The 23,128-nt window shown below is 63.3% G+C and carries 23 protein-coding genes; 9 read left to right on the forward strand and 14 right to left on the reverse strand.

Annotated features, from left to right (window positions below):
• Window positions 1–76 precede the first annotated feature (76 nt).
• Window positions 77–1,342: a hypothetical protein gene (locus tag AAG821_RS06355; RefSeq protein WP_341912795.1), complete on the forward strand. Its 1,266-nt coding sequence runs from the start codon at window positions 77–79 to the stop codon at window positions 1,340–1,342.
• Window positions 1,343–1,579: 237 nt separating this feature from the next.
• On the opposite strand, the gene AAG821_RS06360 is transcribed toward AAG821_RS06355, so the two are convergent.
• Window positions 1,580–2,323, reverse strand: coding sequence for a tellurite resistance TerB family protein (locus AAG821_RS06360; RefSeq protein ID WP_341912796.1), 744 nt, complete (start codon window positions 2,321–2,323; stop codon window positions 1,580–1,582).
• A gap of 98 nt (window positions 2,324–2,421) precedes the next feature.
• On the opposite strand from AAG821_RS06360, the gene AAG821_RS06365 reads away from it, so the two are divergent.
• Complete coding sequence (locus AAG821_RS06365; protein WP_341912798.1) at window positions 2,422–2,859, forward strand: CAP domain-containing protein; 438 nt, start codon at window positions 2,422–2,424, stop codon at window positions 2,857–2,859.
• A 2-nt stretch (window positions 2,860–2,861) separates the two neighbouring features.
• Here AAG821_RS06365 and AAG821_RS06370 read toward each other — a convergent pair whose 3' ends face one another.
• Genes AAG821_RS06370 through aspS form a run of 3 tightly spaced genes read right to left on the reverse strand, consistent with a single transcriptional unit; the run spans window position 2,862 to window position 6,289 of the window.
• Window positions 2,862–3,824: an alpha/beta hydrolase gene (locus AAG821_RS06370; RefSeq protein WP_341912800.1), complete on the reverse strand. Its 963-nt coding sequence runs from the start codon at window positions 3,822–3,824 to the stop codon at window positions 2,862–2,864.
• Between the two features lie 22 nt (window positions 3,825–3,846).
• Window positions 3,847–4,479 (reverse strand): MarC family protein, encoded by a 633-nt coding sequence (locus AAG821_RS06375; protein ID WP_341912802.1) that lies wholly within the window; start codon window positions 4,477–4,479, stop codon window positions 3,847–3,849.
• Window positions 4,480–4,498: 19 nt separating this feature from the next.
• Complete coding sequence (gene aspS / locus AAG821_RS06380; RefSeq protein ID WP_341912804.1) at window positions 4,499–6,289, reverse strand: aspartate--tRNA ligase; 1,791 nt, start codon at window positions 6,287–6,289, stop codon at window positions 4,499–4,501.
• Window positions 6,290–6,457: 168 nt separating this feature from the next.
• Between aspS and rnd the strand changes: the two genes are divergently transcribed.
• Entirely contained in the window at window positions 6,458–7,624 is a 1,167-nt protein-coding gene (gene rnd, locus AAG821_RS06385; RefSeq protein WP_341912806.1) for a ribonuclease D, read from the forward strand.
• A 3-nt stretch (window positions 7,625–7,627) separates the two neighbouring features.
• Here rnd and AAG821_RS06390 read toward each other — a convergent pair whose 3' ends face one another.
• Both AAG821_RS06390 and AAG821_RS06395 read right to left on the reverse strand, forming a co-directional pair.
• Complete coding sequence (locus tag AAG821_RS06390) at window positions 7,628–9,055, reverse strand: Ppx/GppA family phosphatase (protein ID WP_341912808.1); 1,428 nt, start codon at window positions 9,053–9,055, stop codon at window positions 7,628–7,630.
• Between the two features lie 97 nt (window positions 9,056–9,152).
• Window positions 9,153–11,360, reverse strand: coding sequence for an RNA degradosome polyphosphate kinase (locus AAG821_RS06395; RefSeq protein ID WP_341912810.1), 2,208 nt, complete (start codon window positions 11,358–11,360; stop codon window positions 9,153–9,155).
• 134 nt (window positions 11,361–11,494) lie between these two features.
• Between AAG821_RS06395 and AAG821_RS06400 the strand changes: the two genes are divergently transcribed.
• From AAG821_RS06400 to AAG821_RS06415, 4 genes are all read left to right on the forward strand, one after another.
• Window positions 11,495–12,037: a histidine phosphatase family protein gene (locus AAG821_RS06400; RefSeq protein WP_341912812.1), complete on the forward strand. Its 543-nt coding sequence runs from the start codon at window positions 11,495–11,497 to the stop codon at window positions 12,035–12,037.
• Window positions 12,038–12,176: 139 nt separating this feature from the next.
• On the forward strand, window positions 12,177–13,622 hold the full coding sequence (locus tag AAG821_RS06405) for a HAMP domain-containing sensor histidine kinase (protein WP_341912813.1): 1,446 nt from the start codon (window positions 12,177–12,179) through the stop codon (window positions 13,620–13,622).
• Window positions 13,619–14,320 carry a response regulator transcription factor gene (locus AAG821_RS06410; protein WP_341912815.1) on the forward strand — a complete coding sequence of 234 codons (702 nt, stop codon included), beginning with the start codon at window positions 13,619–13,621 and terminating at the stop codon, window positions 14,318–14,320. Before AAG821_RS06405 ends, AAG821_RS06410 begins: the two co-directional genes overlap by 4 nt.
• Window positions 14,321–14,322: 2 nt before the next feature.
• Entirely contained in the window at window positions 14,323–14,499 is a 177-nt protein-coding gene (locus tag AAG821_RS06415; RefSeq protein ID WP_341912817.1) for a DUF4169 family protein, read from the forward strand.
• Here the strand turns inward: AAG821_RS06415 and AAG821_RS06420 are convergent.
• The 3 genes from AAG821_RS06420 to AAG821_RS06430 are packed head-to-tail and all read right to left on the reverse strand — an operon-like array spanning window position 14,496 to window position 17,290.
• Window positions 14,496–15,152 (reverse strand): DnaA/Hda family protein, encoded by a 657-nt coding sequence (locus tag AAG821_RS06420; RefSeq protein ID WP_341912819.1) that lies wholly within the window; start codon window positions 15,150–15,152, stop codon window positions 14,496–14,498. The two genes, AAG821_RS06415 and AAG821_RS06420, sit on opposite strands and share 4 nt — an antisense overlap.
• 6 nt (window positions 15,153–15,158) lie before the next feature.
• Window positions 15,159–16,238 (reverse strand): AI-2E family transporter, encoded by a 1,080-nt coding sequence (locus AAG821_RS06425; RefSeq protein WP_341912821.1) that lies wholly within the window; start codon window positions 16,236–16,238, stop codon window positions 15,159–15,161.
• Window positions 16,235–17,290 carry a DUF2066 domain-containing protein gene (locus tag AAG821_RS06430; RefSeq protein ID WP_341912822.1) on the reverse strand — a complete coding sequence of 352 codons (1,056 nt, stop codon included), beginning with the start codon at window positions 17,288–17,290 and terminating at the stop codon, window positions 16,235–16,237. Before AAG821_RS06430 ends, AAG821_RS06425 begins: the two co-directional genes overlap by 4 nt.
• Window positions 17,291–17,424: 134 nt before the next feature.
• On the opposite strand from AAG821_RS06430, the gene purM reads away from it, so the two are divergent.
• Both purM and purN read left to right on the forward strand, forming a co-directional pair.
• Window positions 17,425–18,504, forward strand: a complete 1,080-nt coding sequence (gene purM / locus AAG821_RS06435; RefSeq protein WP_341912824.1) for a phosphoribosylformylglycinamidine cyclo-ligase — start codon at window positions 17,425–17,427, stop codon at window positions 18,502–18,504.
• A 5-nt stretch (window positions 18,505–18,509) separates the two neighbouring features.
• On the forward strand, window positions 18,510–19,124 hold the full coding sequence (purN, locus tag AAG821_RS06440; protein ID WP_341912826.1) for a phosphoribosylglycinamide formyltransferase: 615 nt from the start codon (window positions 18,510–18,512) through the stop codon (window positions 19,122–19,124).
• Between the two features lie 177 nt (window positions 19,125–19,301).
• Here purN and AAG821_RS06445 read toward each other — a convergent pair whose 3' ends face one another.
• The 5 genes from AAG821_RS06445 to AAG821_RS06465 all read right to left on the reverse strand — a co-directional run bounded on the left by AAG821_RS06445 (window position 19,302) and on the right by AAG821_RS06465 (window position 22,940).
• The gene (locus tag AAG821_RS06445) at window positions 19,302–20,192 is read right to left on the reverse strand and encodes an HNH endonuclease signature motif containing protein (protein WP_341912828.1); all 891 of its coding nucleotides are present in this window, start codon (window positions 20,190–20,192) and stop codon (window positions 19,302–19,304) included.
• Window positions 20,189–21,724, reverse strand: coding sequence for an AAA family ATPase (locus AAG821_RS06450; protein ID WP_341912830.1), 1,536 nt, complete (start codon window positions 21,722–21,724; stop codon window positions 20,189–20,191). Before AAG821_RS06450 ends, AAG821_RS06445 begins: the two co-directional genes overlap by 4 nt.
• A gap of 265 nt (window positions 21,725–21,989) precedes the next feature.
• Window positions 21,990–22,286, reverse strand: coding sequence for a DUF2283 domain-containing protein (locus AAG821_RS06455; RefSeq protein ID WP_341912832.1), 297 nt, complete (start codon window positions 22,284–22,286; stop codon window positions 21,990–21,992).
• Window positions 22,276–22,626: a hypothetical protein gene (locus AAG821_RS06460; RefSeq protein WP_341912834.1), complete on the reverse strand. Its 351-nt coding sequence runs from the start codon at window positions 22,624–22,626 to the stop codon at window positions 22,276–22,278. The genes AAG821_RS06455 and AAG821_RS06460 overlap by 11 nt, the downstream gene beginning before the upstream one ends.
• Window positions 22,623–22,940, reverse strand: coding sequence for a hypothetical protein (locus tag AAG821_RS06465; RefSeq protein ID WP_341912835.1), 318 nt, complete (start codon window positions 22,938–22,940; stop codon window positions 22,623–22,625). The genes AAG821_RS06460 and AAG821_RS06465 overlap by 4 nt, the downstream gene beginning before the upstream one ends.
• Window positions 22,941–23,128: the final 188 nt, after the last annotated feature.

Consider the following 23,128-nt stretch of genomic DNA (forward strand, 5'->3'; position numbering starts at 1 on the left):
AACGACATTTCAATAGGTTACAGGTCTTCGCCGATGGCCTGTCGCTTGCAGGTGTGTCCTGGAAAAGGACACCCGCATGACCACCATCGCCACCGCCTATAGCAGCACGATCTATCCCGGCACCCTGAAGCCGGCGACCACCGACACGACTGGCAGCAGCGGCACGCCCAGCACCACGACACCGGTGATGGTCGCGACCGACCTGCGGCAGGATGTCGGCGTCGAGGTGACGCTGTCGCCGGCCGCCCTGCAGGCGCTGGCCCAGCAGGCCGCCGCCGCGGCCACGCCGGACGACGAGGCGCAGATCACCGCGAAAATGAAGCTGATCCTGTCCAACATTTTCCTCGAAAGCGCCAAGCAGGCAGAAGAGGCCGACAAGGCCGTGCCGCCGCTGACCGGCGACGAGACGGTCGATGCCAAGCGCAAGGCCGCCGCCCAGCAGGCCAGCGATTTCCTCGATGGCAAGGCCGCCAATCCGTTCAAGAACAAGTCCCCGGCCGAACTCGCCGCCGTGATTGTCGACAAGGACAGCAAATACACGGTGAACGAACGGCGCGCCGCCTACAGCGAATTCGCGCGCCAGGATCATGCCCGCATCATGGACGAGCTGACGCCGAAAACCGAATTCGACAAGAAGGTGAATGATGCCGAAGTGCCGGAGTCCGGCACGCCGGAACGCAAGGCGGCGGCCAAGAAGGCCACCGACTTCCTCAATGGCGGCGGCAAGGTGAAGAACCCGCTGACTGACAAAACCCGCGACCAGCTTACCGCCATCATCGCCAACGACACCGGCGATTACACGGTGAACGAACGCCGTGCCGCGCTGGCCCAGCGCGATACCCTGGAAAAGGCCATCCTGGCCAAATCGGCCAAGACGATGACGCTGGATGAAAAGCTGAAGGCGAATAACGAGGCCATCAGCGGCGCCAGCGCCGAAGCCGTGGCCCGTGCCCGCCTCGCCACCCGCTATGTGAATGGCTGGGACAAGGCCAATCCCTTCGCCGGCCTGAGCCGCGAGGAACTGAATGCCATCGTCTATGACGAGAGTAAAAGCTTCACCACCAACGAGCAGCGCGCCGCCTTTGCCGAGCTGAAGCAGCATCTGCCGGCCTCCGCCATCCCGGCCGACAGCAGCAAGACAACCGATACCAAGAAAACCTCGACCAGCACGACCAAGACCACGACGAAAACCGACGATCCCTACAACACCCAGGGCGCCTACAGCAGATACATGCTGCAGCAGCTGACCCGTGCCAACAACACCTCCTACATGCTCAGCCTCATGGGCGGCGGCAGCGGCAGCAGCTCCGGCTACGGCCTCGCCAACTATCTGCGCGCCTGAGGATGAGCACATAAAAAAAAGCCCCTGCGCTTGGCAGGGGCGAGTGTGTCACTAGGGAGGAAACGCGTACTGAACTCGCAGGGCGGGCCTGAACTGCCGATGGCAGTGGGGTGGGCCCGCGCCCTGTGAAATCACCATACGCCCGCGGGGTGCCGGCGGCAGGTTACGACTTGGCAACCCCCACGTTACAAATCGATAATCCTGTGGCGGCGCGCATCTGCGGGTATGCAGTTCGCGTCACGCCGCCCGCGCCTGGCTGAGCGTGGCCTCCACCTGGCGGTCGAGATGCGCCACCAGGTCGGCCGGCAGCTTCAGCTTCTGCACCAGCGCGGCGAGATGGGCTTTCTCCGCCGGATGATCCGGATCGATGGCGATGCGCGAGGCCAGATACAGTTCGGCGCCCTGCTCCGGGCTGCTGGCCGAAGCCGCCACGGCATCCACCGAAATCGATTGCGACAGCAGGTCGAACACCGCCGCCTTGGTCTCGGCATTCAATCCCATGCGCTCGATCTCGCCGAACAGGCGCTGCTGCTCCTGCGCATCCAGATGGCCATCCGCTTTCGCCGCCGCCACCATCGCCTGGATCAGCGCCAGCTCGAAAGGCTGGCCGTTGCGCGCCGGCGCCGATGCCGGCAGGTAGCGCGGATCGACCTGCGCCATGTCGCGCGGCTGCGCCGCCGGTGCGGTGGCGGGCGTATGGCCATCCTGGTAATTGCGATAGGCGCGCCAGGCCAGCAGGCCCAGCGCCGCGGCACCGCCATACATAGCGACATTGCCCGCCATCTTGCGCGCCGACTTGTTGCCGGCGATCAGGCCGAGCAGGCCGCCGACCGCCAGCCCCTTGCCGCCGCCCAGGCTGTCGAGCCCACGCCGAATAAGATCACCTTGGGCGAGATCGCCAAAATTGGTTTGACCCTGTTGTCCGCCGGCCAGGGGTTTCCCGCCGAGAAACTGGTCCAGCAGGGATTTCGCATCGATCATTGCTCGTCTAGCCTCCGTTCATGATCTGGAGGGCGAGAGATCGGGATTGCGCCGCGCGGCTTCAAGGCCGCGCAGGCTTTCATCTTGGCGTGATCGCGGTGCTGTTGCCGTTATTCGGCCACATTCCTCCGGTCGCTGCCATGGAGGCGCTCTGGCAGGCCGATATCCTGGTCCAGGTGAATGCCGTGCGCGCCACGCGCAGCCTGCCACCGCTGCACTGGAACCCGCGGCTCGCCGCCGCCGCCGCCAGCCATGCCGCCGATCTGCAGGGCTGCGGCCGGCTGACGCATGACGGCTGCACCGGCAGCACCCTGCCGCAGCGCGCCGAACAGGCCGGCTATGCCTACCGCCGCGTGGCGGAAAATCTGGCGCTCTGTGCCTGCGATGCGGCGGAGGTGGTGCGGCTGTGGCTGACCAGCGCCGGCCATCGCGCCAACCTGCTCGATCCGAATGTCACCGAGCTGGGCGCCGATACGCGGGCGGATGCGGCGGATTTACGCCGCGCGCAATGGGTGCTGGTGCTGGGACGGGAGTAAACTCACCCCTGCCCGAAGGCGAGCTTGAGCGCGGTGCCCATTTCGGCAATCGCCTGGGTCGCCTGCGGGATCACCTTGCCGAGCACGACAAAGCCGTGGATCTGGCCGGGGAACTCGCGGAACACCACCGGCACGCCAGCCTGCTTCAGCGCCACCGCATAGGCCTCGCCCTCGTCGCGCAAGGGATCATGGCCGGCGACCAGCACATAGGCCGGCGGCAGGCCGGCCAGGCTTTTGGCGCGCAGCGGCGAGGCGCGCCAGTCGTCACGATCCGCCGTTCCGTTCAGATACTGCAGCTGGAACCAGTCCATGCTGTCGCGCGTCAGCAGGTGATCCTTGGCAAAGCTTTTGTGCGACTGCGTATCCATATGCATGTCGGTGGCAGGATAGATCAGCAGCTGGTAGCCGATCTTCGGCGCCGTCGCATCGCCATCCTTGCGCTTGCCGCGCGCCATCAGCGCCACCACGGCGGCGAGATTGCCGCCGGCGGAATCGCCGCCGACCGCCAGCCTGTCCGCGTCGATGCGCAGCGACTTCGCCTCGCCCGCCACCCAGTGGGCGGCAGCATAGGCATCGTCCACCGCGGCGGGGAATTTGTGTTCCGGGCCCATGCGGTAATCCACCGAGACGACGGCGCAGCGCGCCTCGTTGGCCAGGCTGCGGCAGACCACGTCATGGGTGTCGAGATCGCCGATCACCCAGCCGCCGCCATGATAGAACACCAGCACCGGGATCGGTTCGCGCTTGTCGACGCCGGCCGGGCGGTAATAGCGCAGTGGGATCGGGCCATGCGGGCCGGGTGCGGCGATATTGTCGAGCTCGGACACCTCCGGCGGCTCCGGCGTCACCGCGCCGCGGGTTTCCTTGTAGAGCTGGCGCGCATCGGGCGGCGTCAGCGTCGAGACATCGGGACGGCCGGCGGCCTTCACGGCATCGAGGAACGACTTGGCTTCGGTGTCCAGCATGGCGAGGCAATCTCTGTTGTTGTCAGCCCAGCGCGGGGAACAGTCCGCGCAGGCCATTGGCAAAGATTTGAACCGCAACCGCGGCGAGCAGCAAGCCGAAAATGCGGTTGAGGATATTCAACCCGGTACGGCCAAGCCGGTCGCCGATCGGCTTGGCCAGCTGCAGAACCACCCAGATGCTGGCACAGATCAGGCCCAACACGGCAACGCTGACGCCCTTGTGGTCCCAGCCGGCACCGCGCTCGATATGGATGATGGTGGCGGAAATCGAGCCCGGACCGACCAGCAAGGGCATGGCAATCGGCACCACGCCGACGGCGGAACGGTCATTGGCCTCGGCGGATTCCTCGGGCGTCTGCTGCTGCAGGCTGAGCTGGGCGTTGATCATGCTGAGCGACATCAGGAACAGCACGATGCCGCCGCCGACCTGGAAGGCCGGCAGGCTGGCGCCCAGCAGCCGCAGGATCAGGTCGCCGGAAAAGCCGGCGATCACCAGGACGACGAAAACGGCCAGGGCAGCCGTGCCGGCGGTGCGCCTGCGCTCGGCATTGGAGCGCCCCTCGGTCAGCAGCAGGAACAGCGGGATCGCGGCAAACGGATCGAGAATCGAAAACAGCGTCAGGGCAAAGCGGACATAATCGACCGGATCGAGCATGGCCGCCTCGCCTGTTGCGTCAGCTGGGTTTTTTCTCGGTGTCGGGGGCGACGACGCGGATATGCAGCTCGCGCAGCTGCTTCATCGTCACTTCGCTAGGCGCCTGCATCATCAGATCCTGCGCCTGCTGGTTCATCGGGAACAGCACGATCTCGCGGATATTCGGCTCATCGGCCAGCAGCATGACGATGCGGTCGATGCCCGGTGCGATGCCGCCATGCGGCGGGGCGCCGTACTTGAATGCATTCAGCATGCCGCCGAACTTGCCTTCCACCACCTCGGGACCATAGCCGGCGATTTCAAACGCCTTGTACATGATCTCGGGCTTGTGATTGCGGATCGCGCCCGACGACAGCTCCACGCCGTTGCAGACGATGTCGTACTGGTAGGCGTTGATGGTCAGCGGGTCCTGGGTGTTCAGCGCTTCCAGCCCGCCCTGCGGCATCGAGAAGGGGTTGTGGCTGAAATCCACCTTCTTCTCGTCCTCGTTATACTCGAACATCGGGAAGTCGACGATCCAGCAGAACTTGAAGACGTTCTTCTCGCAGATATCCAGCTCGTCGCCGATGCGGATACGCGCCTGGCCGGCCAGCTTGGCGGCCGGCAGCTCCTTGTCGCAGGCGAAGAAGATGGCATCGCCGTCCTTGACGTTGCCCAGCTTCTTCAGCAGCGCGATGCGGTCGGCATCCAGGAACTTGGCGATCGGGCCTTTCGCTTCACCATTGTCGAGGATGATGTAGCCCAGGCCGGCAGCGCCTTCCTGGCGCGCCCAGTCGTTCATCTTGTCGAAGAAACTGCGCGGACGGCCGGCGGCGCCCGGTGCCGGGATGCCGCGCACGACAGCGCCATTCTCGATGTTGCGCGCGAACACGCCGAAGCCCGAGCCGCGGAACACCTCGGTGACATCGGCCAGCAGGATCGGGTTGCGCAGGTCCGGCTTGTCGGAGCCGTATTTCAGCATCGACTCGCGATACGGGATGCGCGGGAATTCGGCAGGACCACAGTCGCGGCCATTGGCGAATTCCTGGAACACGCCATGGATCACCGGACCGACGGCGTTGAACACGTCATCCTGCTCGACGAAGCTCATCTCGACATCGAGCTGGTAGAATTCGCCGGGTGAGCGGTCCTTGCGCGCGTCCTCGTCGCGGAAGCAGGGCGCGATCTGGAAATAGCGGTCGAAGCCCGACACCATGATCAGCTGCTTGAACTGCTGCGGCGCCTGCGGCAGCGCGTAGAAGCGGCCGGGATGGATGCGGCTCGGCACCAGGAAGTCGCGCGCGCCTTCCGGCGAGCTGGCGGTCAGGATCGGGGTCTGGAACTCCATGAAGCCCTGATCGGTCATGCGGCGGCGGATCGAGGAGATCACCTTGCTGCGCAGGATGATGTTGTTGTGCAGCCGCTCGCGGCGCAGGTCGAGGAAGCGATACTTGAGCCGGATGTCTTCGGGATATTCCTGCTCGCCGAACACCGGCATCGGCAGGTCCTGCGCCTCGCCCAGCACCTCGATGCTGGAGACCACGACTTCGACGCTGCCGGTGGGCAGGTTCGGGTTCACGGTGTCGCCAGTGCGCGCCACCACCTTGCCGGTGACGCTGACCACGTATTCCGAGCGCAGCGCCTCCATCTGGGTGAAGGCGGCCGAGCCGCTCTGCGCCACGCACTGGGTGATGCCGTAATGGTCGCGCAGGTCGATGAACAGCAGGTTGCCGTGGTCGCGCTTGCGATGGACCCAGCCGGCGAGTTTCACCTCGGCGCCGACCTGGTCGGAACGCAGCTGGCCACAGGTATGGGTGCGGTAACGGGACATCGCCAAATCCGTCGAAAAAGCTGAGGAAATCAAAGGGGGAACAGGCCCGTTCGGGGCCGGAAAGTCAAGACCGATGCGGCCGGAATTTCGCCCGGCTCGCGTGGCAAAATCGCAGCCGGCCCGCCCGGCAGGGTTGGGCCGGCAGGAATGGCATGCTAAAGCGGAACCATGCGTGCCGATCCCTCCCCGATTACCGCCACCGAAGAGCTTGCCCAGTTCTGTGCCTCCCTGGCCACGACCGAATACGTGACCGTGGACACCGAGTTCATGCGCGAGACCACCTACTGGCCCAAGGTCTGCCTGATCCAGCTGGCCGGCCCCGACGAGGCGCGGGTGATCGACCCGCTGGCCGAGGGCCTGGACATGGAGCCGCTGTTCGCGCTGCTGCGCAACAAGGCCGTGCTGAAGGTGTTCCATGCCGCGCGGCAGGATCTGGAAATCTTCACCAAGCTGATGGGCGAAGTGCCCAGCCCCCTGTTCGACAGCCAGGTGGCGGCCATGGTCTGCGGCTTCGGCGACCAGGTGAGCTACGAGCAGCTGGTGGCCAAGCTGGCCGGCGCCCAGGTCGACAAATCCTCGCGCTTCACCGACTGGGCACGCCGGCCGCTGACCGAGAAGCAGGTGGTCTATGCGCTGGGCGACGTCACCCATCTGCGCAAGATCTATGAAAAGCTGAATGCCAAGCTGCAGAAATCCGGCCGCGTCGAATGGCTGGCCGACGAGATGGCGCTGCTGGCCGATCCGGCCACCTATGAGGTAGCGCCGGACAACGCCTGGCGCCGCCTGAAGCCGCGCACCACCAAGGGCGAATACCTCGCCGTGCTGCAGGCGGTCTGCGCCTGGCGCGAGATCGAGGCGCGCAACCGCGACATCCCGCGCCAGCGCATCATCCGCGACGAGACGGTGATGGAAATCGCCGCCCACCCGCCCAGGGCCGCCGACGACCTGGAGCGCATGCGCGGCCTGTCGAAAGGCTTTGCCGAGGGCAAGATGGGCACCGGCCTGCTGGCCGCCATCGCCGCCAAGCTGGCCAGCCCGAAGGAGACCTGGCCGACCCTGGAGCGCGAACCGGAACTACCGCGCGGCATCGGGCCCCTCGTTGAACTGCTGAAGGTGCTGCTGAAGCTGAAATGCGACGCCCATGACGTGGCGCAGAAGCTGCTGGCCAATTCGTCCGACCTCGACAAGATCGCCGCCGACGACAATGCCGATGTGCCCGCCCTGCAGGGCTGGCGCCGCGAGATGTTCGGCAACGATGCGCTGCGCCTCAAGCATGGCGAGCTGGCGCTGGCCGCCGAAGGCACCCGCATCAAACTGGTCGAACTGAAGAAGTAGGCCCTACTTGCCCTTCAGCACGCGCAGTTCGGCGGCGCGGTTGAAGGCCTTGCCCAGCGCCTCGACGCGGCGCTGCACCGCTTCGCCATCCAGTGCGCCATGCTGCGCCGGCAGCTCCAGCACGATGCCATTGCCATTGGGCCGCAGCCGGCAATCGGCCAGCACGCCCGGCACACCGCCCGACAGCGTCTGCGCCAGCCGCAGCGCCAGGCCGACACGCTGGGCATAATCGATCTCTTCCACCGTCAGCAGCTGCCAGGCCGGTGCGGCGACCGGATCGCTGGCGGTGCCGACATAGCGGGTGAACACGGTAAGCGCCAGCAGCGCGCGCTCGCTCTGCGTGACGGCGCCAAAGGGCGCATGCAGGATGACGCCCAGCGACTGCTCGCCGCGATAATCGGGATGCACGCGCCAGGCGGTGTCGGCCAGGATGGCGGCGGCATAGCGGATACGCTGGCGCTCCAGCGTGTCGCGCTCGAACAGCGGCGCGATGAAACGGTCCAGCTCGGCGCCGTGTTCGCCAAAGCGGTTCTCGCGCTCGGCCATGTGGCGGCAGGTCGCCAGCAGCGGGTCTTCACTGCGCTGGCGTTCGTCCAGCAGCGCATAGGCCAGGCCCTCACGCAGGCCGTTGGCCGAGAACACCACATCCTTGGGTTCCAGCACCTTCAGCAGCCGGCGCATCACCAGGGCGGCCAGCGGCAGTGAATCCTGGCGCTTGCGCGGTACGCCTTCCACGCGGGTCAGCGACTCCTTGCTCTGCTTGGCCAGCAGGCGAGTGAAGTCGGTCGCCTCGCTGCGGCCCAGCGTATACTGGTGGATGATGTGCAGCGGACTGTGCATCTGCGCCATATGCACGCGCGCAATGGCGCGCCACGATCCGCCGACCGCGTAGAGCGACTTGCCCTTCCACTTCTTCAGCCAGCCGACCTCGGCGATCTTCTCGTCGATATAGGCCTTCACCACCGGATAGGAATCCAGGTTGGCGATGCGCAGCGGGCCCAGCGGCAGGGTCACGCTGTCGCCCAGCTTGTGACCGTCCAGCGCCACCAGTTCCAGGCTGCCGCCGCCGAGATCGCCCATCACGCCGCAGGCATCGGGAATGCCTGACAGCACGCCATAGGCCGAATAGGTCGCCTCTTCCTGGCCGGTCAGCACGCGCACACTCTCGCCGGTCTCGCGTTCGATCTGGGCCACGAATTCGGCGCCGTTGCTGGCATCGCGCACCGCGGCGGTGGCGACGATCTGCAGCACGCGCACATCCATGCGGCGCGCCAGCACGACAAAGCGGCGGATCGCCGCCAGCGCCTGTTTCGCGCCATCGGCGTCCAGCGCACCGGTCTGCCCCAGGCCACGGCCCAGGCCGCACAGCACCTTTTCATTGAACATGCCGGTCGGCATGCGCAGCGGCTCGCCGAACACGACGAGACGCACCGAATTGGATCCTATGTCGATAACACCCAAAGGCAGCGGTGAAGCGGCCGACGCGTTTACGGACTTGGCAAGCGATTGTGCGACGGCCACGCAGTTCCTACCCGGTTTTCCATTGCAGGCGCGGCAGGGCTCCGGCCTTCTTGAGCGCCTTGCCACGACCCGACAGGCTGGGATTGGTCATGAAGTAGGTATGCGCGCTGAAGGCGTCGGGGTCCGACGACACCCGCGTATACTGGTCATCGGCGCCCAGGGCCCAGCTCTGCGCCTGGTCTTTCAGCGTCGCCACCATGATCTGGTCGAGAATCTGCTCATGCACGGTCTGGTTCTCGATCGGGATCAGAACCTCGACGCGACGGTCGAAGTTGCGCGGCATCCAGTCGGCCGAGGAGATGAACAGCTTGGCTTCCGGCGACGGCAGGCCATGGCCGGACCCGAAACAGACGACACGCGAATGTTCGAGGAAGCGACCGATCAGGCTGCGCACGCGGATATTCTCGCTCAGGCCCTTCACGCCCGGCCGCAGGCAGCAGATGCCGCGCACGATCAGGTCGATCTGCACGCCGGCCTGGCTGGCCTGGTACAGCGCATCGATCACCACCGGGTCGACCACGCTGTTCATCTTGGCCCAGATCGCCGCCGGACGGCCCGCCTCGGCATGGCGGATTTCCTCGTTGATCAGTTCCAGCAGGCGCGGCCGCAGCGTGTATGGCGAGATCGCCACCTTCTTCAGGTTCTCCGGCGCGGCATAGCCGGTGAGGAAGTTGAACAGATAGGTGGCATCGTGGCCGAGATCGTTATCGTCGGTGAAGAAGCTCAGGTCGGTGTAAACCCGCGCCGTATAGGGGTGATAGTTGCCGGTGCCGAAATGCACATAGGTGTTGAGATGGCCGCTTTCGCGCCGCACCACCAGCGAAATCTTGGCATGGGTCTTCAGCTCGATGAAGCCATAGACCACCTGCACGCCGACGCGCTCCATGTCGCGCGCCCATTTGATATTGGCGGCTTCGTCGAAGCGGGCCTTCAGCTCGACCAGCGCAGTCACCGACTTGCCGGCCTCGGCTGCCTCGATCAGGGCGCGCACGATCGGGCTGTCATCCGAGGTGCGGTACAGCGTCTGCTTGATCGCCACCACATGCGGATCGGCCGCGGCCTGACGCAGGAACTGCACCACCACGTCGAAGCTTTCATACGGGTGATGCACCACCAGGTCCTTGGCGCGGATCGCGGCAAAGCAGTCGCCGCCGTAATCGCGGATGCGCTCGGGGAAGCGCGGGCTGAAGGGCGGGAATTTCAGCTCCGGCAGGTCGTCGACGATCAGCCGCTTGGTATCGGCCAGGCCGAGGATGCCATCGACCACGATCACCGCCTGCTGGCTGACCTCCAGCTCCTCGCAGACGAACTTACGCAGGTCTTCCGGCATGCCGGCATTGATCTTGAGCCGGATCACGTTGCCGCGGCGGCGGCGCTTCAGCGCGGTCTCGAACAGGCGGACCAGATCCTCGGCCTCTTCCTCGATTTCGATATCGCTGTCGCGCGTGATGCGGAACTGGCCGGTGCCGAGCATCTCATAGCCCGGGAACAGCTTGTTCAGGAACAGCCCGACCAGGTTTTCCAGCGACAGGAAGCGGATGCCATCGCCCGGCAGGCGGGTGAAGCGGTCGACCTGACTCGGCAGCGGCAGCAGCGCATTCAGGCTGCGACCGTCACGAATCCGTCGCATTTGCATCACCATCGCGAAACCGAGATTGGGGATAAACGGAAACGGATGCGCCGGGTCGATGGCGAGCGGCGTCAGAACGGGGAAGACATGGGCGAGGAAATAATCCTCCAGCCAGCGCTTGTCGTCGGCCGAGAGCTGGTCGGGTTCCAGCACCTGGATGCCGGCCGTCGCCATCTCGCGGGTCAGCGAGCGCCAGCAGACCTGCTGCTTGTTCATCAGGTCGGCGGCGGCCTCGTTGATCTGGGCCAGCTGCTGGGCCGGGCTCAGGCCGTCCTGGCTGATTTCCTCGATTCCGGCGAGGATCTGCCCGTGCAGGCCGGCCACGCGGACCATGAAGAATTCGTCGAGATTGTTGGCCGAGATGGAGAGGAAGCGCAGCCGCTCCAGCAGCGGATAGCGCGTGTTGTTGGCCTCTTCCATGACCCGCAGATTGAAGGCCAGCCACGACAGCTCGCGGTTGATGAACCGTTCGCGCGGGCTCAGCGCGATCTCCGGCCGCCCCGGCAGCGTGGCCGCCGTCGCGGGCGCAATACCGCCGGCGGGCTGGTTGCCCGTAATCCTGAGATTGTCAGCCACTTGTTGCATAATTCAGACGCCTCTGTCGTTACCGGCCGCCTGTCCGGGACTGTGCCGGTCGACGCCTTCGGGTATAGGTCTAACCACCGTTTATGTCAAAGCGGCGACAGCCCGGCCCACAAGTCGCAATAAAGGATAAGCCTATGCTCCGCCTGTGGCTTTTGCGCCATGCCAAGTCTGCCTGGGATGACCCGGAGCTGGACGACTTCGCCCGCCCTTTAAGCCCGCGCGGCAAGAAGGCCTGCCGGGCGCTGGCCCGCCATATGGGCGAGCGCGCCCTGCAGCCCGATCTGGTGCTGTGCTCGCCCTCCACCCGCACCCGGCAGACCTGGGAACGGCTGGAAAAGCGCCTGACCCTGGATCGCCCGCCCCGGATGCCCGGCGAGGCGCGGGCCCGGTTCGAGCCGTCGCTGTATCTGGCCGAGAGCACCACCCTGCTGGCGCTGGTGCGCGCCACCCCCACGGCGGTGCGCGAGCTGATGCTGATCGGCCATAATCCCGGCCTGGAGGATTTCGCCCGCGAGCTGACCGGCACCAGTGCCGGCGATGCGCTGTCCCGCCTGACGGAAAAATATCCGACCGGCGGCCTCGCCGAACTGACCTTCTCGGTCAAAAGCTGGGGTCAGGTGACGCCGAAGAGCGGCTTCCTCGCCAGCTTCGTGGTGCCGGCACAGCTGGAGGGTTAGCCGAAACGCATTGGGCGGACGCATCGCTGCACCCGTCCTCTGATGCGATGATCGCGCGCCAGGGTAGCGCGCCGGGTAGCGCCGGCACCGTGTCTGGCGCTAGCATGGGGGCATCCCGCGCCGTCCCTGCTGGCCTTTCATGCTCGACATCAACACTAGCGTCCTGCTGCTGACCGCCAACATGCTGTTGCAGGCGGTCGGCTGGCTGCTCATCTGGGTCACGCAGCGACGCATCTATCAGGTCAATCTGCTGGCCGCCGGCTTCGCCATGTATGCCGGAACCATGGTGATGCTGGTCGCGCGCGACACCATGGCGGCGCCCGCCGCCCTCATCATCATCGTTCATAACATCGCCATCGTGCTCGCCAATGCCCTGGTTGTGCAGGGTGTGGCCAGCTTCCTGGGGCAGCGCGGCTATCCGGTTCTGCTGATGGGCTGTGTCATGGTCACGGCGATTCTCTGGCCCATCTTCATGGCCGTCGATCCCGACAATGTCGGCATCCGCGTCCTGGTCCACAACACGCTGAACACGATTTCAGCCATCATACTGGTTCGCATCATGATGCTGGATCGGAGCCAGCCGGCTGTGCTGCGCTGGTCGATGATGGTCCTGATGGCCAGCGAAATCGCGGCCCTGACAGTACGCAGCATCGTGACGGTCCGCATCATGGACACGCCCGGCATCACGTTCGACGCCACGGTGCAGGCATGGTATTTCTTCTTCTTCAACATCTTCATCACCGCCTTCTTCATCCTTCTGCTCATCATGGTTGGTCACAAGCTGGCCTCCGATCTGCGGCAGCGCAATGTCGCCCTCCAGAATGAAATTGCCGAACGGCGCAGTCTGCAGGAGCAGCTGACCTCGGCGCTGGAGAAGGAAAATGCCCTGCATGAGGAACAGAAACAGCTGCTGCGCATGGTGACGCATGAATTCCGCACGCCGCTGGCGATCATAGACCGCGCCGCCGAGATGATCGGCATGACCCAGACCGCCACGTCGGACGCGGTGTCGACACGAATCGACAGCATCCGTGGCGCCGTGCAGCGGCTGGTCAAGCTGACCAACCGCTTCCTGGACTCCGAACGGGATGACGGCGTGGTGATGGCGGCCGAGCGCATTGATATCGGCAGCCTGCTGCAGCGCGTCGCACGACATTTTTCCGGCCTCGATACGGCCGGCCGCCTGCATATCTCGCGCAGCGGTCCCTTGCCGTTCTATCACGGCGATCCGGAAATGCTGACCACGGTGCTGATCAACCTGGTCGACAACGCGCTGAAATATTCGGCGCCGGACAGTCCGGTAGAGATCGATGCCGCCCTCGAGAATGGTGAAATCGTGCTCGCGGTGCGCGATCGCGGCATCGGCATTCCGGCCGGCGAACTGGCATCGGTCGGCCGGCGCTTCTTCCGCGCGTCCAACACCACGCCGGCCACCGGCACCGGCATCGGCCTGTATAACGCGCGCCGGCTGCTCGAGTATCATCAGGGCCGGTTGGCGATCAATGCGCGCCCTGATGGCGGCACGATTGCCGAGGTTTCCCTGCCGCTGCGCGGCGCCAGTGCAGTCCTGCTAGAGGCACTATGACTTCGTTGCTTGTTGTCGAAGACGAACCGTCCCTGCGCAACGACCTTGTCGAATACCTGACCATGAAAGGCTTCGATGTGCGTGGTGTCGGCACTGCGCAGGGCCTGCGCCAGGCACTGGCCGGGCCCGTAACGCCCGCCATCGTGATCCTGGATATCGGCCTGCCCGATGGCAACGGGCTGGACCTGGCGGCGGAGATTCGTGCCACGCTGGACTGCGGCATCATCATGCTGACCGCGCTGGGCGAAGCCGATGACCGCGTGCGCGGTTTCGAGAGCGGCGCCGACATCTACCTGGTGAAACATTCCACCCTGCGTGAGATCGAAGCCACGGTGCAGAGCCTGCTGCGCCGCCTGCAGGATCCGCGCAACCGTGCCGTCGGCCGCTTGCCGGATCAGTGGCGGCTGGACCGTGCGACCTGGACACTGGCGGCGCCGAACAGCAGTGCCATCAAGCTGACCGCCACAGAATTCGCCTTCATCGTCGCCCTGATGGAGCGCGGCGGCCAGCCCTGCTCGCGCGAGGACCTGACGCAGTTGCTGGCCCGGCCGCAGACCAACTGGGACAACCGGCATCTCGACGCGGTGGTCAACCGCCTGCGCCGCAAGATCAAGGACTATGCGCAGATCGAGGCGCCGATCAAGATGATCTATGGCCGCGGCTATGCCTTCAGCGCGCCCGGCAGCATCGAGGGATAGCGATGAGCGATGTGATCAATCTCAACAAGGCGCGCAAGGCGCTGGCCCGGCGCACCGCCAAGGAACAGGCCGCGCAGAACCGCGTCACCTTCGGCCAGAGCAAGCCGGTGCGCGACAAGGCGAAGCAGGACTCCGCCCGCGCGGCAAAAAACCTCGACGGCAAGAAGCTGGAGGATTAGCCCGCCTGCTGCTCCAGCAGGCGGCGCGCCAGCGCCACGGTGACGGCGCGGTTTTCCGCCAGCGAGGCCGCATCCAGCGCCGCCACCACCAGGCGGGCGGCATGGCAGCTGCGCTCGATGCGGGCGGCGAGATACTTCACCACCTCTTCGCTCACCTGCAGCTGGCGGTCGGCAAACAACTTGACCAACACGGCGCTCAGCAGCGCGTCATCGGGCTCACTGATGCGTTCGGCCGGCATCGCCTTCAGCCGCGACATCAGGTCGGGCAGCGTGTAACTCCAATGCGCCGGCGCCGCCGCACCGGTCAGCAGCAGCGGGTGGCCGCGCTCGCGCATCAGGTTGATGAGATGGAACAGCGCCACCGGATCGACACCGGCATCGGCATCGTCCAGCGCCAGCGGCTGCTGCGCCAGCGCATCGACGGCGGCCGGCGTCAGTTCCTGGGGTGCGATGATGCGGGCCTGCACCTGCGCCGCCCAGATCTGCGCCAGATGCGTCTTGCCGCAGCCGGCCGGGCCATAGAGCACCAGCGCGGTCTGGATGCCGCGGTCAATCGCCTGCAGGGCTGTGGCATTGCCAGGCACTTCGAGGAAATCCTCGCGCGCCCATGACGTCGGCAGAGCAAGGCCGAGGCTCAGCTGGTTCGATGCCATGGCTGCCTACTCGGGCTTCTTGGGCGGGGCGCCGGGCCGGTAGAGGTAGCTCTCGCGGTAACGTTCCAGCGCAAAGCGCGCCAGCACGCCGATCACCGCGAACAGCGGCACCGCAATCAGGATGCCGACAAAGCCGAACAGGCTGCCGCCGGCCAGCAGGGCGAACATGATCCACACCGGATGCAGGCCGACGCGGTCGCCGATCAGCACCGGATGCAGGAAATTTCCCTCGATCATCTGGCCGAGAATGAACAGGCCGGCGACCAGGCCGATCCACAGCGGCTCGTTCCAGAACTGCGCCACCGCCACGCCGACCGAGACGGCAAAGCCGAGCACCGTGCCGACATAGGGGATGAAGGAGATCATGCCGGCAGTGACGCCGATGAACAGGCCGAATTCCAGGCCGAGCGCGGTGAGCCCGATGCCGTAGAAGGTGGCGAGGCTGAGGCAGACCAGCATCTGGCCGCGCACGAATCCGGCCAGCACCTTGTCAATCTCGCGCGCCTGCTCGCGGATGGTCTCGGCATGGTCGAGCGGCAGGTAGTCATTGATGCGCCCGATCATCTCGTCCCAGTCGCGCAGCAGGTAAAAGCCGACCACCGGGGTGATGACCACCAGCGACAGGATGTTGAAAATCGCCTGGCCGCCACCGAGCAGGCCGGTCAGCACGCCGCCGATCACCTTCATCACCTGCTCGCTATGGCCGCCGAGCGCCGTCTTGGGGTCGACGCTGAGGTCGATGCCGAAGCGTTCGGCCCAGCCCTGCGCAAACGGCAGCACGCGCTCATTGAACAGCGCGATGTATTCCGGCAGATGCACCAGGAATTTGGCGAACTGCTCCTGCACCAGCGGCACCAGCAGCACGATCACCAGCGTGGCGCTGAGGAAGAACAGCCCGATGATCAGCAGGGTGGCGAGCCAGCGCGGCACGCGGCGGCGTTCCAGCCAGTCGGCGGCCGGGTCGAGGAAATAGGCAATCGCCATGCCGGCGATGAAAGGCAGCAGCATGTCGCGCAGCAGGATCAGCAGCGCGAAGGTAACGACAATGATCGCCACCCAGGCGATCATCTGCTGGCGGCGGGTCATGGCTTGCGGCTCCGCATCACCCAGAACCCGTCGCGCAGCGTGAGCGATACATCGCGCTGGGCCAGCGCGGTGCTGAGCTGTTCGGTCTCGCCATAGAAATCGAGCAGGATCTGCGCGTCGCGATGCGACACCTGCAGCACCTCCACCTTGCGCACGATCGGCACGGCGGCCAGGGCGCTGCGCAGCCTGTTCCATTCGGCCAGGCCGGCAAAGCCGGCGGCGACGCTGAGCTGACCCTGCTTTTCCAGGTCGATCACGGTGGCGTATTTCCAGCGCGTCTCGATGCGGCGGGCGATCTCGATGGCGGCGGTCAGCAGCGTCTCTTCCTGGGTGCCGCCGGTGGCGGTGAAGGTCTCGATGCGGTCGAGGAAGGCGGCCTCGCCCTGGTGCTGCATCTGGATGTCGATGCGGATATTGCCGGGATCGGCCTGCTGCAGCGTAGCCGCCAGCACCAGCACATCCTCGAAGCCGCCGCGCCGGGCCAGCGCCCGCAGTTCTTCGGGGCTGCCGAGCAGGCGCTCGACCGAGGGGCCGTTGGCCATGGCGGGCGCGATGCTGAGCGGCACCAGGCCGCCCTCGGCATCGGGCCGTTTCAGCCAGGCCTCGCGCCAGGGATTGTCGGCCTCCCACAGCTTAGGCCCGGCCACCGACTGCCACAGCGGCACCAGCAGCACCGGCCGGCTCGGGGTTTCCGAATAGGGCAGCTTGCTGTCCTGCAGCAGGCGGCGCACCGCATCGGCGCGGAACTGCACGCTGATCTTGCCGATATAGCGGGTGGCCGAGGCGCGTTCCTCGTCGATGCCGAAGCCGCCGACCACCTCGTTCAGCACCGCCTCGTTCGGGCGCGGCAGCCGCCCGGCATCGTCAGGCAGGGTCAGGCGGCGCAGCAGCGTGGTGAAGGCGCGGCGCTGGCCCTCGGCGAGCGCCAGGGGTCGGGCGGATGCGGCGCTGTCGGCGCTGGCATCCACGGCAATGCCCGACACGTTGAACGGGTCGACCGGGCGGGCCGTTGCCGCGGTGTTTGGCGGAGTCGTCTGGGCATGGGCGTCCAAACCCGCGCCCAAGGCCAGGAATGACGTGAAAAGCACATAAAAACAGGCCCTTAGCGGGCGACCGAGGAGCATTGCAAACACAGGGGGAATAAGTATGTTGCCACAATTGCTGAGCGCCATTCAGTCTACCCGCCGTGGAGGCCATCATCAACACGTCGCCGCTTTATAAGGCCGCTGGTGTCGATATCGACGCTGGCGAGGCCCTGGTCGATGCGATCAAGCCGCTCGCCGCCTCCACCCGCCGCACCGGCGCCGATGCCAGCCTGGGCGGTTTCGGCGCGCTGTTCGACCTCAAGGCCGCCGGCTTCACCGATCCGATCCTGGTGTCGTCGACAGACGGCGTCGGCACCAAGCTCAAAATTGCCATCGAGACCGGCCGCCATGACGGCGTCGGCATCGACCTGGTCGCCATGGTGGTGAACGACATCCTGGTGCAGGGCGCCGAGCCGCTGTTCTTCCTCGACTATTACGCCACCGGCAAGCTGGAGGTGGATGTCGCCCGCCGCGTCGTCGCCGGCATCGCCGAGGGTTGTCGCCAGGCCGGTTGCGCCCTCACCGGCGGCGAAACCGCCGAGATGCCCGGCATGTATGCCGCCAAGGATTACGACCTCGCCGGCTTTGCCGTGGGGGCTGCCGAACGCGGCCGCCTGCTGCCACAGAATGTAAAGCCGGGCGACGTGCTGCTTGGCCTCGCGTCGTCGGGCGTCCATTCGAACGGTTTTTCGCTGGTCCGTAAGGTGATTGCCGATAACGGCCTCTCGTTCGAGAGCCCCGCCCCCTTCGACCCGTCGAAGCCGCTGGCGGAAATCCTCATGGTCCCAACGCGCATCTACGTGAAAAGTTGCATGCCGCTGGTGCGCGAGGGCCTGATCAAGGCGATGGCGCATATCACCGGCGGCGGCCTGGTCGACAATATCCCGCGCGTGCTGCCCGATGGCACCGACGCCATCGTGGACGCCACCGGCTGGACCCTGCCGCCGGTGTTCAAATGGCTGAAAGCCGCAGGCAGGATCGACGACGCCGAAATGGCCCGCGCGTTCAACTGCGGCATCGGCCTGGTGGTGGTGGTGGCGAAGGAAAAAGCCGACACCGTGATCGCCAAGCTGAAAGCCGCCGGCGAGACCGTGTCGCGCCTTGGCGTGATCGAGGCGCAGCAGGACACGGCGGCCGAGCCGATGGTCAGCATGCGCAACTGCGACACGGCCTGGAACTAAGCTCCATGACTGCCGGCAAACGCGCTGTCGCCGTGCTGATCTCCGGGCGCGGCAGCAACCTGCGCGCGCTGATCGCGGCCGCCGCGGCCGATGACTACCCGGCCCGCATCGCGCTGGTGCTCTCCAACAAACCCGAGGCCGAGGGACTGGAGATCGCGCGCGCCGCCGGGATCGCGACGCTGGTGATCGAAAGCCGAGGCAAGGCGCGCGCAGAATTCGACACCGAGATGGATGCGGCGCTGAAAGCCCGCGGCATCGAGCTGATCTGCCTTGCCGGTTTCATGCGGCTGCTGACGACAGAGTTTGTGCAGGCCTGGTATGGCCGCATGATCAATATCCATCCCTCGCTACTGCCGGCCTTCAAGGGCACCGATGTGCATGCGCGCGTGGTGGCCAGCGGCGTGCGTTTCACCGGCTGCAGCGTGCATTTCGTCAGCCCGGAAATGGACGAAGGCCCGATCATCGCGCAAGCGGTCGTGCCCGTGCCGCCGGATGCGACGGCAGACAACGTGGCCGAGGCCGTGCTGGAACAGGAACACACGCTCTATCCGCAGGCGCTGCGCCTGCTGGCCGAGGGACGGCTGGTGATCGAGGGGCAAAGGGTGCGGATACGCCCCTGATCGTCGCCCTCGGGCTTGACCCGAGTGTCCATTACCCTTGCCATTAGCAGTATCAGTCCTCTGGCCGACAAACACTGCCCTTGCCATCGGATTCAAATCCGACACAAATAACCGCTTAAGGTCTTCCCACACCCATCGCAGCACTTTTTGCACCTTGAGGTGTATTCACGCAACGCGTCAAACAGCAACTGCCACATGCCAGTCGGGATCTTGGAAGTCTGTTTGGACAAACCAATCCGAATCTGCGAGGGCAGCGTACGTCGTTCGACTCCAGCCGTTGAGAACGAAATCCGGACTATTCGCATTGTCTAGCAGGAAATCCTTGAAGCTATCTGGGGTGAGACTACGCAGGCTTTTCGCACGAGTTTGTACAACTTTTGAAACCTCGGCTCCCGCTTGTATAGAGAAGCGAGAGGCAAGCTTGTGGCTATTGAAGTGGCTACGAACGCGTCCTTTGTCAGCAATCGGCCAATGATCTGGAGGCGCACACTCGAACTGAACCAATATCGGATTACACCATTGAACCGAGGCAGTGACCCATCGCTCCTCGAAAAACCGAGTTTGATCGAAATAGGGATGCAACGTCTGTTCGTGGAATCCGACGCCGAAAGAGGCATTCCGGCCAGTATTGCAGTCTCGACAACATGGCACCAGATTGCGTGGATGCACGGAATATGCTGGAAAGATCGCTTTCGGCAGATAGTGGTCGAGCGTCCGCGCTTGGCCTAGGCCACCGCAAAGTGGGCATAACCCACCTGCTGCCGTAAGCAGGTTATCATAGATATCTCGCGATGGTCCCGTCGTCTTAACCATATAGTCTGTATAGAGGTTCATTAGCTGTAGCTTACTAAGCGTACCTGCAATCAAGACATGTGGTTTTCCGTGCTGGGCACGAGGTAAGCCTATCCAATTTGCGATCTGACTTGCCGCGGCAAAATTGACATTTGCCTGCTCTATACTCGCGCGGTTGGCAGAATAATGGGCGCGCAATGCAATATCGGCGACTGCGTCAACGCATGAATCAAAAGTAGCAATCGCGTCATATGGCGGGGTGTTCATCTTCTTCACGAGACCGCCCCCGCTGCATCGCGATTAGCTACCATGGCGCGAAGTATACCGCGGGCCTCTTGGCCTAATTGCTCACCATATGCAGCCACGATTTCATCATAGGTTCCGCCCTCAGACACTGATGCTTGCAGAAGTGCGTGATATCCAGACCGCGAGACTTCGAGACCAAACACCTCACGGGTAAGAGAGCCAACATTCTCGCCAAAGGTTTCGACTTGAGGCCGCTCCGCGTGCATTGATAGACGGGAGCGGTTAATGACATGGACGCATGATCGCGGCACCTCTTGCAATACGACTGGTGAATGGGTTGCGATGATGGCAACCCCATTTCGATTATGCAGCAATTCGCTCAGGGCGCGAGTGAAGGCGGATAACAACGGGGGGTGAAGATGGCTCTCTGGTTCATCCAATAGGATGAGCGTCTTTTCCTCTACACGAGCTACTAAGCGAGATATCGTAAGCAGTACGACTGCGTGGCCCGAACTCATGCACTCCACCAATCTGGCCGCCGAGTGCTTTAGTGCTTCACCTTGAATTTCCACGAGTCGAGAAAGGTCCATCCCTGCAAAATTCTCATCCGACTCCAGGGTATTGATCGCTTTCAGCCATCGCTCCTTCCTGCCTTTGTCTGCAAAGCATTCTCCGAGGCTGGCGACGCATTCCTCGCGGAGTGTCGCTAGAGACTTCAGCAGAGTTCCTCCTTCGTCTTCAATGTCCTTAAGACCGATATAGCTATATCGGGTGCCTAAGCCCGGATCGGAATTCTCGGGTGGTGGCATGAATGGATCGAACGCACTGAACGCTACCGAAATGAGAGAGCTAAAATAGCTCTCCGGAATTGGGACGGGGGAGAACATATGGTTGACAAAGAATCTGGCGCCGGTCGAATCCGGACGGATGATGGCGGAAACCATCTCATTGAGCAGCGTCGTCTTGCCGACCCCGTTCCGACCGATCAACGCATGAATGTTAGTACTCGGCATAGAGCTTGCGTGCACGGCGAAGCCTAAATTGATCCCGGCAACAGTTTCTGACTGTGGTCTTGAAAATATAAAGTCGTAATCGGTTAGAGGAGCGCCACCAGAAAGTACGCGACGGAATTGCCCGTCAATCGAACTCAGGCTTACTGAACGGAGCAGCGAAGTTCTGAACACATCCTCTTGCTGGACGGCTTGCGCGAGGCTGTCGTCTAAAACGATATCCCGCAGCCCGCGCAGGAAGGACAATCGAGTTTGCTCGGATACGTTCGCTAGCGTAGCGTAGTACGAAACATCCTGTCCGAGAGAAAAGTATTGGTCGGATAGTGCCGAGAATGGCGGCGAAAAAGTCGAGTACGTGGAAGCCGATGTTGTCTGGCCGAAGAACCCAATCTTCACATTGCCAAGCTCGAAAGGAGTTCCATGCTCATCAAATAGAAGGACATCGAACATGGTGACAAAGGAATAATCGTTCCAATAGTCCACCCGTAGATGTGCCGTATCGCGACCTGCTGTCGGAAAGCGCTGCCCTCGGTTGACAATGTCGAACTGCACGTCCTTCCCCCGTTCCCAACCAACTTCTGCCTACGATAGACCTTGATTTGCCAGCACTAGCACGCCCAAAAGTAAGTGAGGTGGGATGCTCGGCACAAGGCCGGGCATCCACGCGTTTTTTATTTCCTACGACCGGCCACTCACGCCGCCTTCAGCGTAAAATCGACATGGACCGCGTCATAAGGAAACACATATTTCGTCTCGTCGCGGTCGATGATGTCTCGGGTAAAATTTTTCAAAAAATCTCAACTGAAAAGCATAAGCGTTAGTTTCTAGGTTTACCTTTTTCTTCTGTAGCATGTTCAAGGACAATTTCTGCCTCTTTAGCAGGAATATCAAAATGCTTCGCCAATTGCAGAGCAAGCATTGATTGGTCGTCGTGCCAACGATCATGAAAATCTATAATTGTCGCCCCGATCAATTCGCCGCCTTCATAACGCCAAACGATACCATATCTGTCTTCCACTCCACGCGTAGATGGGGCGCTACGCGTGCTGATATACAGAACATCAGAACGAGAATCGTATTTCACCATAAAAGTCTTGTCTGTCTTATTTGGCATTTTTGTTACTCCGCCAAATAATTTCTGGCTCATGGTCTGTACTGGCAAAATAAGCCGTCCTTACTCTACCAGAGCCTTCTTCAACCGGCTTAACCGCAACTCTAAACGGATCACCTGAACGATTGGTGGAATTGGCATCCACAAATACATAAGAGCCGCCATAGCTCTTTTCGACGTGCGTAGGATCAGAGATAGCAGACGCCAAGGCACCCTCGATAGAGGGTAACTCTATCGGCACCTCCGGATGACGCTCCCGAATATGTCCCACAGTTTCTTGATAAAATCTTACTTCGGTCAACCCGGGTACAACATTGGTCTTTATGACCTTGTAGTCAGTCATTTCTGCACTGAACGACCGCGCAGGAAATCGGTTTCGACAACGCCGTATTGTTTCTCGATCGCCTGCACTGTTTCGTTGGCCAACACGGCCAAATCTTTCAGCGTTTGAATACTCATGTGCATTACAACCGTGGGAACGGAAACGCTTGTGATGTCGCCTGTATCAGGAACAGGGGCGGGTACGTTGCGCGAAAATATCACCGCCACCGTATTGGCGGCCGCCCCGATCTGGACACCCGACGCGTAATACTCCGGGATTGCCATTGGAACGGCTTTCTGGACCGCATGCTGCGGCTGAGCATTGTTTTCTGTCATATCCCCACCTTGGTTGCAGTCATTCAACCAGTAGGCCGCCCGAGTTGCAAATATGCCAAGAGGGCAATTCGTTAATGAGCCTCATAAGGAGTGTTAGAAGTATAACATGCCGCTTGAATAAGAACGAAGCAAGAATATATGAAATGCGGAGTTGTTGGTCATCGTGAATACAGATGTGTTCACCCGCC

It is taken from the genome of Ferrovibrio terrae (assembly GCF_943372915.1).
In the GTDB taxonomy this organism is placed as follows: Bacteria; Pseudomonadota; Alphaproteobacteria; order Ferrovibrionales; family Ferrovibrionaceae; genus Ferrovibrio; species Ferrovibrio terrae_A.